The organism is Thiobacillus sp. 65-1402, assembly GCF_001897685.1.
In the GTDB taxonomy this organism is placed as follows: Bacteria; Pseudomonadota; Gammaproteobacteria; order Burkholderiales; family Thiobacillaceae; genus Thiobacillus.
On record NZ_MKUG01000012.1, the window covers coordinates 1 to 12,296 of the forward strand.

Sequence of the window (12,296 nt, forward strand, 5' to 3'; positions counted from 1 at the left end):
TTTCGGGATGGGCGGCGGCAATTTCAGCCAAGCCTTCACCCATGCCGAAGCCGATTTCGAGAATGCGCGGCGCCGGGCTTGAATCAGAGGCGGCGCGGCCGAAGGCGGCGTCGAGATCGAGTACGGCAGGCCGGTACGGCAGCATGAACTGCGGCCCGATCTCGGCCAGCGCACGCGCCTGGCCGGAACCGACGCGGCCGGCGCGCAGCACGTAGGATCGGATGCGCGGATGCGCGCCGGAGTCGGTCGTCATGCTTTATTTGCTGCCTGCGCTTCGGTTTTCAGTAATGAGGCCGCTGGTGGGCGAACTCGGGCTGGCTTTATAGATTTTCTTCGGCATGCGGCCGGCGAGGAAGGCCTCGCGCCCGGCCTCCACCGCCTTCTTCATCGCCGACGCCATCAGCACCGGATTGCCGGCGCCGGCGATCGCGGTGTTCATCAGCACGGCATCGCAGCCGAGTTCCATCGCGATGGTGGCGTCGCTGGCGGTGCCGACGCCGGCATCGACGATCACCGGCACCGACAGGCGGTCGATGATGATCTGCAGATTCCACGGATTGAGGATGCCCATGCCGGAACCGATCAGGCTCGCCAGCGGCATCACCGCGACGCAGCCGATGTCTTCCAGCTGTTTCGCGGCGATGGGGTCGTCCGAGGTGTAGACCATCACCTGGAAACCATCCTTCACCAGCACCTCGGCCGCTTTCACCGTTTCCGCCACGTTGGGATACAGCGACTCGGCGTCGCCCAGCACCTCGAGCTTGACCAGGCTGTGGCCGTCGAGCAGTTCGCGCGCCAGGCGCAGGGTGCGGATCGCGTCGTCCGCGGTATAGCAGCCTGCGGTGTTGGGCAGGTAGGTGTATTGCGACGGCGGCAGCGCATCGAGCAGGCTGGGCTGGCCCGCGTCCTGGCCGATGTTGGTGCGGCGGATGGCGACGGTGACGATTTCCGCCCCCGAGGCCTCGACCGCGAGGCGCGTTTGTTCGAAATCCTTGTATTTGCCGGTGCCCACCAGCAGGCGCGAGGCATAGGATTTTCCGGCGATGACGAGAGGTTCCATATTCAGAGGAGTGCGGATCTAGGGGCTAGGGGTGGATCAGCCGCCGCCGACCGCGACGACGATTTCCAGGCGGTCGCCGTCGGCGAGCCGGGTGTCGGCATGCTGGCTGCGCGGGACGATTTCGCCATTTTTTTCGATGGCGATGCGTTTCCCGAGCAGATCCAGCGACGCGATCAGCTGGCTCAGGGTGAGCGGGGCGGGGAAGGTACGGGGTTCGCCGTTGATGAGCAGTTCAATCACGAATCAGTTCTTCTATCCGGGGGACGCGAGTTTCAGTATCATGCCGAATTCTACCCTGAAGCACCCTACAGGGCATGAAGGCACAGCACCGCGCGGGCGTCGTATAGTGGCATTACCTGAGCTTCCCAAGCTCATGAGGAGGGTTCGATTCCCTTCGCCCGCTCCACTGTATCAATCTGCGGACTTCCGCAGAAGTCCAAGAGAGTCTGCAAGTCGTTGCCGCACAAAGACTTTTCCTCTCTTTGACGGTCTGCAGTAGTCCACTGCGATCCGCCTACAGCCGGGACTTTTAAGTCCACAAACAAGTCCATTTTTGCGGGCGCGGCTGATTCCGGATTGTTGATGGAGGGGCGAGGTCGACGTGACCAGCATCTGGTTCCTGACTCATGTTCAGGAGCAAGAGCATGGCACTCTCAGACCTGGCCGTTCGACAGGCCAAGGCAACTGGCAAGGCATACACCCTCCCTGACTTGGATGGCCTCTCCCTGGCCGTCACGGCTGCAGGGGGCAGGACTTGGCACTTCCGCTACTACTGGGCGGGCAAGCAGAAGCGGATGTCGCTCGGCACCTACCCGGAGGTGACGCTTCGCGAGGCCCGCAGCCTGCGCGACGAAGCGCGCGCCCTGCTGGCCAAAGGCACCAATCCTCGCGTTCACCGCAAGCAGAAGCGCACCGCTGTCCGGCTCGCCGACGAAAACACCTTCGAGGCGGTGTATCGCAAGTGGCTCAAGCATCGCGGGCTCAGCCTCAAGGAAGGCCGGCAGACGACCCTCTCGATACTTCCGCGCATCTTCGACAAGGATGTGCTGCCCGCCTTGGGCAAGCGGTCGGTCTATGAGATCAAGCGTCCCGACCTCTTGGAGGTGATCGCCAAGATCGAGAAGCGCAAGGCGCTCTCCGTCGCCGAGAAAGTCAGGACGTGGTTCAACCAACTGTTCCGCTACGCGCTGGTGATCGTGCCGGGCCTGGAACAGAACCCCGCCTCCGATCTCGATGTGGTGGCGCTGCCGCTGCCACCCGTCAACCACAACCCGTTCCTGCGCATGGCCGAACTGCCGAAGCTGTTGCAGCGGCTACGCAGCTATCGCGGCAGGCGGCAGACCCAGCTCGGGCTGCGGCTATTGCTGCTGACCGGCGTGCGAACCGGAGAGCTGCGACAGGCGACGCCGGATCAATTCGATCTGGACCGTGGGCTGTGGATCATCCCGCCCGACGTCGTGAAGCAACTCCAATTGGATATGCGCAAGAAGCGGCAGCAGCCAAAGGACATCCCGCCCTACATCGTGCCGCTGTCGATTCAGGCCATGGAGATCGTCCGGCACCTGCTGGATGAGTTCAAGCCGGCCCAGCGCCACCTGTTCCGGCACGACAGCGACTTGAAGAAGCGCATCAGCGAGAACACGCTCAATGGTGCGCTCAAGCGCATGGGCTATCAGGAACGCCTGACCGGACACGGCATCCGCGGCACGATGTCCACTGCGCTCAACGAGATCGGCTACCCGAAGGTCTGGGTGGATGCACAGCTCTCGCATGTCGATCCCAACAAGGTCAGCGCGACCTACAACCATGCCGAGTACGTGGAGCAGCGTCGCCGCATGATGCAGGACTGGGCCGATCGGCTCGACCTCTTCGAGCAGAACCAGGTCGAGGCAGCCAGCATGCCGCTCACCGTGCATCTGGAAGGCGTGCCCGCGTTCCCGAGTGAGCAAACCGCAAGCGCGCCCTCCACGCCGGTTGCCGCTTCGCCAATCCTGCTGGTGACGAAGCCGGGTGACGCCATGCCGTTGGTTTCTGCCGCCGCACATCGGCTGCCGGCGGTTCCGCCCCCTCGATCGGCCGCGCCGCTGGTGCCTTCGGACATTCAGCGCGAGAGGATGGAACTGTTCGATGTCTTCGAGGCGCCGCACAACCTTCCCGTCGCTGCGTTTGCCAAGATGGCAGGCAAATCCCGCAGGTGGATCAGCTACGAGATCAAGGCGGGCAACTTGCTGGCGTTGAACGTAGGCAACCGCGGCCAGCGCGTGCCGGACTGGCACCTCGACCCACTCAAGCACGAGCTGATCCAGTCCGTCCTGAAGCTGACCAGGGGTGCGGACCCTTGGCAGATCTACCATGCACTGCTGCAGCCGCGCTCGATGCTGCGGGGGCGTTCGGCACTGGAGGGCGTGACGGCCAGCAATCTCGACAAGCTCGTCATGGCCGTGAGCACAGCCGTGAAGGAAAGCGAATGGACCCTGCCGCGAGTCGTGGTTGCCTAGCAGCAGGAATGCGGGATCGTGGCGAAACCGCGATCCCGGCGTATCTGTCAGGACACCAAGCGCGCGCGGCGGGCGAATCTTGCCTGGGTGTCCGACAAGGAAGCGTTGCGGCGCAGCAGGTAAGCCATCACGATCGTTGGTGCGCCGGCCAGCGGCCGCATGGCGATGCCTCGGCGTAGGTAGCTCGCCAGTCTCGCGGCAGGCGCAATGGCGATCCCGTACCCGGCGGCAACCAGCGTCATCGCCACATCGAATGTCTCCACCGTTTGCTCCCGCTCCTGCAGCGCGTTCTCGAACACGCGCTGCACGGTCATGCGCCATGGTTCATCGGCCGTGGACTGCGAGCAGATCAAGGGCTGCTTGAGCACTTCCCCGCACGGCACTTCACGGTAGGCCAGCAGGTGGGAGCGCTTGGCCACGGCGACCGCCAGCGTGTCATGCCACAGCGGCTCGCATACCCAGCCAGGCCACTGCCGGGCAACCGCAGACAAGGCGAAGTCGAAGCCGTCGCCCGGCAGCTCCGCGCCTCGAACGGGATCTGTCCATCCGGCCAGGACGGCATGAGTCTCCGGCTCTTCGGCACGCTGCAGGGCGAGCACGTCGGCGAGCTGGGGAGGCACCCATTCGCCGAGGACGGCCATGCGAATTTCGGCGGTGATGTCACTCGATTCCACGTCCAGCTCCCCCCAGGCGGTGAACTCGTGGCAACTGATCTCGAAGCCGTTGAATGAGTTAAGTTTAACGTGGTTTAAATCGTGACCGTGTTCGACGCTCTTGGCAATGCCAAAGCGTTCGATCCAAAGGGGCCGCCCCACCGGCACCACTACCTACGAAGCGGAACCAGCCATCGCGTTTGGGGCTGCCGTGCGGGAAGAGAGAACCAACCAGGGTATCGCTCAGGAAACGCTGGCTCACATGGCCGGCATCGAGCGGTCTCACATGGGCAAGATCGAGCGCGGCGAGCATGTCCCCACGCTCCCCCTCATCCTCAAGATCGCCCGTGCGCTGAAATGCAGTTCCGCCCACTTGATGACTCTGACCGAAGCCAAGCTGGCAGAGTCGGCCCCATCCGCGGATTGAAGCCGGCCTGCGCAGCGGCCGCACGCCTACCCCTGATCGTCGTTGTCCTTGCCCCCAAGGGCTGAATCTTCGCGCTTTGCGGCCTCGTTGAGGAGCCGCAGGTATGGGTTGTCTGGCGGCGTCTCCTGGAACAGCGCATCCGGGCTGACGAGCAGGTAGCCGTGCAGCCGGCGCGACTTGCGCGGCCCCGTGACTTCGCAGGTCCAGATGTTCAGCCCGCTCGGCTGCTTGCGGTGCTGTCCCAGCTTCTCGAAGCGCTTCTGTACCCACTGCCACCCCTCCAGCTTCTCCTGCTTGGCCAGCGCGGCGACTTGAAGGTACTCCTGCGCGTAGCGCTGGAACACGCCGGGGCTGACGAGGTAGGTCGTACCGGCGACGGTATGCACCAGGGCCTTGGCGTCGTTGATGATGAGCTTGCGCGTCTGGATGCTCTGGCGCAGCCAGGCCATGAAGTGCGCCCCGGAGGGCTCCGCGCGATCCTGGGAAGGCGCGAGGCTCATTCCTGGCGTGGGCACGGTCGAAGGGGCCGGCTCGGCCTCGGCAACAGGGCAAGTCGGGGTCTCCGATGCTGTGGGTGGAGCGGTGTCGCCCAGCAGATCGAGCAGCGCGGCCACGCCGGTGTCTGTGGCTATGGATGCGATCGGCGCCGTGCTCGCGGGTGCAGCTTCGGTGCCTTCCACGCGCGGCCCATCGGCCACCGCCGGCGCTAGCGGCGGCGGCTCCGCCTGTTCCTCTTCGACCTGCACACGGCCTGCGAACGGCGCCGGCCGGTCGGCGGCATCCCAGATCATGGCCGGCGAGAGTTTCAGGAACGTGAAGGCGTGCGACCAGCCGGCGTCGCTGGTGACGGTAGCCTTCCAGATCGCCTTGCCATCCGGCGTCGGTTGCACGATGCCGTGATCCTGCAGCACGTTGAACACCGCCGTATTGCTCGCCGGGATGCCGTCGATGCCCTGCGACAGCAGATGTGCGCGCAGCTTGTCGGAGACGGTCTTGCTCACCAGCCACAGGGCGTCTTGGGTCAGCCAGCCGTCCGCCGGGCCGGCCTGGTTCAACTTGAATTCCTCCTTGAGCAGGTAGCGCAAGCCGTCGAGCAATTTGCGTTGCAGCGCATGCTTGGGCGCCGCCAGCGCCTTACTGGGATCGCCGCCGAGTTCCTGGGCGACCGATGCCTGGTCGGCCTGCACGACCAGTTCGCCGAGCGTGCCAGCGTGCTCGTACTGGCCGGCCAGCACGTACAGCAGCGCGGCCCAGACGTCGGGATAGCCGCTGAGCCAGTCGAAGATGTCCCGATCGAGAAGGCGCGCGTAGAGCAGCCCGGTGGCGGCGCTGTGCAGGCGGTACTCGCGCTCCTTTCGGTAACGGAAGCGGTAGGGCTTTCGCAGCGGGCCGTGCCAGGGATGCCAGACGCTGCCGTCGGCATGTTCGACGTGCAGATCGACGGCAATCTTGCCGATGTCGTGCAGCAGGGCCGCGTAGGCCGTGCCTGCGGTCCAGGCTTCGGCCTGGGCCGCCTGTGCCTCCGGCGTGACGCCCGCAGGCAGCAGGTATGACTGCCGCAGCTTCAGCGCATAGGCGACGATCTCCAGGCCGTGGTCCAGCATGCCGCCCGGATAGGCGTGGTGGTGGTTCTCGGAAGCCGGGAACTGCTGGACCAGCTCGGCGTAGCGCTCCAGTGGGGCGAGGTAGAGCGTGGCGAACTGCCGGCGCGAGAGCGATGTGCGCTGCCAGATGTGTTCCAGCAGTTTCTGCCGGCGCGGCGTGGCCAGCAGCGATGCGGCCGACTCCGGCCGCATCGACCCTTTCGGAGTTTCGATGGCGGAGGTGGGCGGCGTGCCGGCGGTGGGTGGCACCCTTTTGCGCTGGAACAGCGAGAGCATGGCGAACCCCGGATGACGGGCTGCTCGGGGCGCCTTTTGGCCTTTTCAGGATAGGGCCTTTCCCCTTGGCGCCCTTCCTTTGCCCCTTCCCAGCCCTTTGGCCTTTATCGGAAGCCTTTGGGTATAGGGCCGCTGCTGCGCGGGGCGCCACGATGAATGCGGCATGGGGCAATCCCGGCAAGTGGGGCGCTGCGGGACGCTCGTCAGCTCTGGCCCAAGCCGGTGTCGAGGGCGGCGGATTGCGCTGCGAAGTCGTCGGGACGGCGCTTGCGGAAGGTCTCCAGATTGGCGAGCTTCCAGCGCAGTGCCGGCAGTTGCGCGGCGTGCTGGCACTGCACCAGCGACCAGTCCGGTTCTGCGCGCGCCAGCCCGCTCAGAAACTGCTTGTGCGCGGTGCTCAGTCGCTGTGGCAGCTCGCGCCGCATCCTGGCGCGAGCATCGAGCAGTGTCTCCAGGGAGCAGTCCACTTCGGTCATGCCGACAAAGGCCCGCTCGTACTCGCCGGCGATGTCCTTGTCGTTGCCGAACAGCACTTCGTGGGGCGGCCGGTTGTGGCCCGCCAGATAGATCACGAAGCACTCGACCATGCCGTCGCTGATGTCGCCCGATTCGTAGAGCTGCCACACGTCGAACAGGTCGCGGGGGTGCTGCCGATCCAGCGCGGCCACCAGCTTGCTGGCGTACAGCTCGTCCGGTGCCAGAACCGGCAGCTCGAACTCGACGCCGAACAAATCGCTGGTCTTGGCGCTCAGCGGCCGCCGCTCGACGGGCAGCACGCTGCCTCGGAACACGACGTTGACCTCGATCTTCACCTGGCTGGCATCGTTCTCGACGATCAGCTTGGTGTCCCCCAGGTCCTTGGCGCGAACCAGGCGTGTCTGCACGCCCAGCGGTGCAAGGCGCGCGGCGATGGCGGCCAGCTCCTGGTTGATGGCTTGCAGCGCTTCGTCGCGCGGCGTCTGCCACGGGAGGTATACCACGTCGATGTCCACCGACAGGCGCGGCATGTCCCGCACGAAGAGGTTGATGGCCGTGCCGCCCTTCATGGCGAAGATGTCGTTGGCGAACACGTCGGGCGCGACGGCCAGCAGCAGGCGAACGGTGTCCGCGTAGGTCTTATCCATGAGGTCTCAGGCTCAGCAAGGTGCCGTCATCGAGCCGGCTCATCCAGCGCGTGTTGCTGCCGGTGCGAACCGGGTACTGCTCCAGCAGGGCATCCACATCCACGAGGCTGGTCTCGCGTGCCCAGGTGAGGAACAGGCGCACGGCCTTCACGCTGGCGCAGCAGGACAGCAGTTGTCCGAGCAAGTCCTTGCGGGGGGAACGCAGTCCATCGAAGATGTTGCGGGCCTCTTCGAGGCTCTGCTTGACGCCGGCTTCGTACAGCAGCTCCAGAACGGCACGCTCGGAGGCAGCCACCCGCAGATCCTCGGGCAGGCCAGGCGGCGTGGTCAGGGTCTTGCTGGCCAGCGCCGTGTCCGGCCAGTCGAACAGGCGGGCGTGGACGTAGCGGGCCGGAAAGCGCGAGGTGAACCAGGCTGGCAACACGAAACGACCGTCGCCCCACAGCACCAGCGCCTCCCGGCTGCCCAGGTTGTGCCGCACACCCTGCAGGGCCAGGGCGCTCTTGCCGCCGACGTGCAGGCCGGGCACGCGCTGTTGCAGGAACTTCAGCGCACCGTAGACCCCGAATTCATCGTTCGGGAAGGCATAGACGCCATGGGCCAGGCGCACGAGCCACCCGCCGTCGGCATAGTGGGCGGCGAGCTGGGGCGACACCCCGAACTGGCTCAGGGTGGCAAGGTCGAACGGCGCCCCGCGGGGAAGTCCCGCCTGCAGCCGCTTGATTACCTGGTGCCTAGAATTTCCATCCATGGTGTAAAAATAGCACGGAATCCAATCAGCCCCTAGAGCTATCGCAGGAACGTGCATGGAAAGTAGCATAAGGTTTGATTTGTAGTGCAGAATCTAATCGCCCTGCGACCCGAGCCAACCCGGCTCTGCCGGCCGCAACCCGCCCTCCTGATCGCGGTCTATGCTGGAGGGCAGGCCACGACCGGCCGCTCCGCGAGGTGAGGCACCACTGAAGCCGAGGCATATGAGCATGACCACCAACACGCACAACGGGCGCTGGAGCCACCGGCTGGGCCGGGGGGCTGGCCGTGCCTGGCGTGGATACCTGCGCCGCGAGCAGCGTGTCGCCGGCTGGCTGGTGACGCGCGGGGTGCCCGCGGGCGCGGCGACGGCGGTGCTCTGGATCGTCAAGCTCGCCGTGCTCGGTGCGCTGCTCTACTCCGCGTTCTGGCTGGCCCTGCTGCTTGCCTTTGCGGTGACTGCTGCATGGCTCGTGCAGCACGACGACTCTGATCAAGAGGAACCGCAACCCGAGTGGAGGGAAGGCCCCAACGGCTTCGGGCTTTATGACAAGAGCGACTGGCGCATCGACCCGCATGTGACCGACGACGACTGAACGGCGGTCACTTCTTCGATACGGCGCTCATTGCCATACCAGCGCCACGCCCTCCAGCGCCCTTGGCGTCCGAGGTGGCGGTGGACAACCCCTGCACGATATTTCCCGTGCGAACGCCTGCCCAAGCCAATGCCATGACCCAAAACGTCGGCAGCACGATGAACATCATCGCCATGACGAAGTTGAGCAGCATGTCGCCAAAGGCGTTGTTCAAGCCGATCAGCGGATCGAAGTTCGTGTGCGGCCTGTCGGCGCCAAACCCCCAGCCGTAGAGCACGTCCAGGATCGTGCTGTCGATCCAGCGCGCGAGCTGGAACCAGAAGTCCACGAAGAACAGCGCGAACTGGACGCAGCTCACCGTCACCACCGTCTTCAGGTCGTAGGTGCCGATCAGCAGCACCAGCGGGATGCAGATGACGAGCGCCATCTTGAGCATCGTCAGCACCATCGGCAGCGCCTGGCGCACCACGTCCATCGCCGGAAAGAAGCCCAGCGAGCCGACGGTCAGCCCCAGGTCGCTCGCGCCGCGCGTGACGATGTTCGGCAGCGTCTTGTCGATCTGGCCGCCGTAATCGGTGTAGACGGCGCCCTGGTTCATCTTCTGCTGCCGCGGTGAGACGACGGCGCGGATCACCGAGTCATTGACCTCGCTCTGCGACAGGAAGCCCACCCAGCGCCCGATGCGGGTCAGCAGGTCCGGGTCGACCTGTGCCAGCAGCCGGCTGCGCAGTCCCTGGCCGCCATCGGCCCACCACTGCCGGCAGGACGGATAGCCGCCGCCGCTGTCCACCTGTGCCAGCCCCGCATCGCGGGTCGCGTCGTAGGTCCAGGCCGTGCGTGGGGTCCTGGCGCGATAGGTGTCATAGAAGCCGGGCGTGTCGAGGAAGTAACTCGACCCGATCCAGGTGACGTCGTTCATCTGCTCGTCGGAGAGCGTCGGCCGGTTCATGAACAGCTTGGCGCGCGACGGCCCGTAGCAGTCGTGCGTGAAGTCGGCGACCTCCTGTGCCAGCACCGGATCGTCGATGCGCGTGGCATCCACATCCATGCGAATCTGACGCAGGTCCGTGCCGCAGGGAATCGCCGCCACCGCGGAGCCCGTCACGGCTTTCGACAGCGCGTGTATGAAGAACCACCACACCGGCACCAGCGCGCTCTGGTCGTTGAGCGCCGTGTAGACGTTGGACCAGCCCGTGTCGTTGGGCAGCGGGACACTGACCTGGCATTGCGCGGAGCGCGTGGTGTCGAACCTGATCGTGGCGAGATCCACCGGGATGAACGGGATGCCGGCGAACATGATGACCACGATCGCCACCCACACCCGGTTCTCGATGCGCATCGACGACAGCACGCCCTTGTTGCCTTCGTCCGCACCTTCGCTGCGGGCCTTGAGCCACTCCTGGATCACGATGGCCACGAACGGCAGCGCGAACACGCCGCTGGCCACGAGAATGCTCCAGATGCCGTTGTTGACCACCCAAGCTACCAGGGTCAGGTAATACTCCAGGTAGTCCGTGGTGTAGAGCGTCATGCCTGCCTCCCGGTCTCAGCCGTGCCGCAGCAGTTGGCTGGCTTCCAGCGCGACCACGGAGATCACGGCCGCGATCTCCGTGCGCAGCAGGCGCTGATGCGTCTCGCGGGACGGCTCCCGCCGCAACAGGCGCCGACGCATCCACCACCAGCCGTAAGCCGTCGCTCCGTAGAGGCACAGCCGCCACACGAAGAAGTGGCCGGCGTGCGCCTGCAGCCAGTGCTGCCAGCCCTCGACGCCGCCGACCACGTGGATGCCGGCGATGTTCACCGCCACCGCGGCGGCGACCACGAGCAAGGTCCACAGCAGCGCCACACCGACGCGGCGGTTGAACAGCCATGGCAGCCGCAGCCAGGCCAGCCGGCTCATGGCGTACCGCTCCGCGGCCTCTGGACTTCCCGCAGACGGTCGCGCGTGGTGTCGCCCTCGAAGACGCCGCGCGAACCGGCAGCGCGGGTGCTGTGGCGCTGGATGATCGCCATCGCCGAGTTGCCGGCCAGCGTGCGCCGCAGCTCCAGCTCAGTCTTGAGGTTGTTGATCTCCTGCTCCAGCGCGCTGTTCTCCTGGTCTACCGCCTGCACGGCCAGTTCGTTGGCGGCGACGTTCGGCTCCTTCTTGCCAGTGAGCAACGTGCGTTGCAGCAGCAGGGCCTTCTCCAGCACGCTGGACAGCGCCGCCTCCGACGCCAGGCGCTTGCCCAGCACGTCCTGGTCGGGTTCGTCACGCAGGGCCTCGATCACGCCGCGGGTGATCGGCAGCGAGCTGCTGCCGGCCGCGTCGAGATTGGCCAGCGTCGTCGGCCGGGTGCCCGTCACCAGTTCCTGCAGCGCCTGCAGCTTGGTCTCGTACTCTTCCTGGATCATTGGCGTCAGCCCGACGCCAGGCGTGGTCTGGGTCTTCGTGCAGTTTTCGCAGGTGCGCTGCTCGCGTTCGCCCAACACGCGGGTCGCCCAGTCCGCGGCCGCCTGGGGCGAGGACCAAGTTTGGCAGGTCAGGCGGTTGCCGCAGGCGCTGCGCGCGATCGACGAGGTATCGGTGGCGCTGCGCCCGTTGAGCAGGTTGTAGCCCGCGCGCGTCACATCGCCGACCACCTTGATCGAACTCTGACCGGAGCCGCCCGCGTTGCCGCCGCCGACCCATGGCACGCCGTTGTTCCCTTTGTTGGACTCGGCCTGCTCGATGGCGGAGACGGCATCGGTGCTGCTGACCGCATCCCGCAGCGCCATCCCTTCGGCGAGCTGGTCCCAGCCGGCCTGGCCTCCGGCCATGTCCGCCATGCGATTGGCGATGGCCCGGCAGGTCATCTTCGAGCGGTCGAAATCCAGGCGCGCCTGGAGGATGCCGTTGGTGAGCAGGTTGTACAGCCCCGGGTCGGCGCGCTGGATGATCAGGGCCGGCAGCGAGGCCACGGCGCTGGTGGCGTTCTGGATCACGTTGCTCATGATCGTCTGGAAGCCGTTGGTGATGCCGTTGAGCTGGTTCTGCAGCGTCGTGGTGATGCTCATGTCGCCGCAGATCAGGTTGCTGTTCCAGCCGACGCCGACGCCGATGCTCTGCATGTTGCCGGCACCACCCATCGACACGGCCCGGCCGCCGCCGATGCTGTAGAGCACGTCGTCGCCGATCACGCTGCCGCTGACGTTCACGCCATTGGGATCGATGCGGGTCTGCGCCCAGGCGACGCCGACGACCAGCGTGATGGCCGCCACGAGCAGCGTGGCCCGCAGGGGCGACTTCGCGCGGCGCAGGAAGTGACGGAGGGAGGCGGTCATCGTGG

Annotated in this window: 12 protein-coding genes, 1 tRNA gene and 1 pseudogene; 4 read left to right on the forward strand and 10 right to left on the reverse strand. The window is 65.9% G+C overall.

The window, feature by feature from the left end:
- From BGO62_RS01055 to thiS, 3 genes and pseudogenes are all read right to left on the reverse strand, one after another.
- Positions 1 to 253, reverse strand: a pseudogene (locus tag BGO62_RS01055) (tRNA (guanosine(46)-N7)-methyltransferase TrmB); the annotation flags it as partial.
- A 3-nt stretch (positions 254 to 256) separates the two neighbouring features.
- The gene (locus tag BGO62_RS01060; RefSeq protein WP_296638735.1) at positions 257 to 1,060 is read right to left on the reverse strand and encodes a thiazole synthase; all 804 of its coding nucleotides are present in this window, start codon (positions 1,058 to 1,060) and stop codon (positions 257 to 259) included.
- Positions 1,061 to 1,096: 36 nt separating this feature from the next.
- The gene (gene thiS, locus BGO62_RS01065; protein ID WP_296638738.1) at positions 1,097 to 1,300 is read right to left on the reverse strand and encodes a sulfur carrier protein ThiS; all 204 of its coding nucleotides are present in this window, start codon (positions 1,298 to 1,300) and stop codon (positions 1,097 to 1,099) included.
- 92 nt (positions 1,301 to 1,392) lie between these two features.
- On the opposite strand from thiS, the gene BGO62_RS01070 reads away from it, so the two are divergent.
- Positions 1,393 to 1,466: transfer RNA gene (locus BGO62_RS01070), tRNA-Gly, on the forward strand.
- Positions 1,467 to 1,704: 238 nt separating this feature from the next.
- Entirely contained in the window at positions 1,705 to 3,558 is a 1,854-nt protein-coding gene (locus BGO62_RS01075) for an integrase arm-type DNA-binding domain-containing protein (RefSeq protein ID WP_034021511.1), read from the forward strand.
- Between the two features lie 47 nt (positions 3,559 to 3,605).
- On the opposite strand, the gene BGO62_RS01080 is transcribed toward BGO62_RS01075, so the two are convergent.
- Positions 3,606 to 4,232 carry a LysR substrate-binding domain-containing protein gene (locus tag BGO62_RS01080; protein WP_296638741.1) on the reverse strand — a complete coding sequence of 209 codons (627 nt, stop codon included), beginning with the start codon at positions 4,230 to 4,232 and terminating at the stop codon, positions 3,606 to 3,608.
- Positions 4,233 to 4,338: 106 nt separating this feature from the next.
- On the opposite strand from BGO62_RS01080, the gene BGO62_RS01085 reads away from it, so the two are divergent.
- Complete coding sequence (locus BGO62_RS01085) at positions 4,339 to 4,638, forward strand: helix-turn-helix transcriptional regulator (RefSeq protein ID WP_003282197.1); 300 nt, start codon at positions 4,339 to 4,341, stop codon at positions 4,636 to 4,638.
- 26 nt (positions 4,639 to 4,664) lie between these two features.
- On the opposite strand, the gene mobH is transcribed toward BGO62_RS01085, so the two are convergent.
- From mobH to BGO62_RS01100, 3 genes are all read right to left on the reverse strand, one after another.
- On the reverse strand, positions 4,665 to 6,518 hold the full coding sequence (gene mobH, locus BGO62_RS01090; protein ID WP_296638742.1) for a MobH family relaxase: 1,854 nt from the start codon (positions 6,516 to 6,518) through the stop codon (positions 4,665 to 4,667).
- Positions 6,519 to 6,721: 203 nt separating this feature from the next.
- Positions 6,722 to 7,642 (reverse strand): nucleotidyl transferase AbiEii/AbiGii toxin family protein, encoded by a 921-nt coding sequence (locus BGO62_RS01095; protein ID WP_016851972.1) that lies wholly within the window; start codon positions 7,640 to 7,642, stop codon positions 6,722 to 6,724.
- On the reverse strand, positions 7,635 to 8,393 hold the full coding sequence (locus BGO62_RS01100; RefSeq protein WP_023121122.1) for a type IV toxin-antitoxin system AbiEi family antitoxin domain-containing protein: 759 nt from the start codon (positions 8,391 to 8,393) through the stop codon (positions 7,635 to 7,637). Before BGO62_RS01100 ends, BGO62_RS01095 begins: the two co-directional genes overlap by 8 nt.
- Positions 8,394 to 8,616: 223 nt before the next feature.
- Here BGO62_RS01100 and BGO62_RS01105 point away from each other — a divergent pair, with 223 nt between their 5' ends.
- Positions 8,617 to 8,988, forward strand: coding sequence for a DUF3742 family protein (locus BGO62_RS01105; RefSeq protein WP_008906272.1), 372 nt, complete (start codon positions 8,617 to 8,619; stop codon positions 8,986 to 8,988).
- Positions 8,989 to 8,995: 7 nt separating this feature from the next.
- Here the strand turns inward: BGO62_RS01105 and BGO62_RS01110 are convergent, their stop codons facing one another.
- Genes BGO62_RS01110 through BGO62_RS01120 form a run of 3 tightly spaced genes read right to left on the reverse strand, consistent with a single transcriptional unit; the run spans position 8,996 to position 12,291 of the window.
- Positions 8,996 to 10,519: a conjugal transfer protein TraG N-terminal domain-containing protein gene (locus tag BGO62_RS01110; RefSeq protein ID WP_296638747.1), complete on the reverse strand. Its 1,524-nt coding sequence runs from the start codon at positions 10,517 to 10,519 to the stop codon at positions 8,996 to 8,998.
- A gap of 15 nt (positions 10,520 to 10,534) precedes the next feature.
- Entirely contained in the window at positions 10,535 to 10,888 is a 354-nt protein-coding gene (locus tag BGO62_RS01115; RefSeq protein WP_023121123.1) for a hypothetical protein, read from the reverse strand.
- Positions 10,885 to 12,291 carry an integrating conjugative element protein gene (locus tag BGO62_RS01120; RefSeq protein ID WP_023657707.1) on the reverse strand — a complete coding sequence of 469 codons (1,407 nt, stop codon included), beginning with the start codon at positions 12,289 to 12,291 and terminating at the stop codon, positions 10,885 to 10,887. The genes BGO62_RS01115 and BGO62_RS01120 overlap by 4 nt, the downstream gene beginning before the upstream one ends.
- Between the last annotated feature and the right edge of the window lie 5 nt (positions 12,292 to 12,296).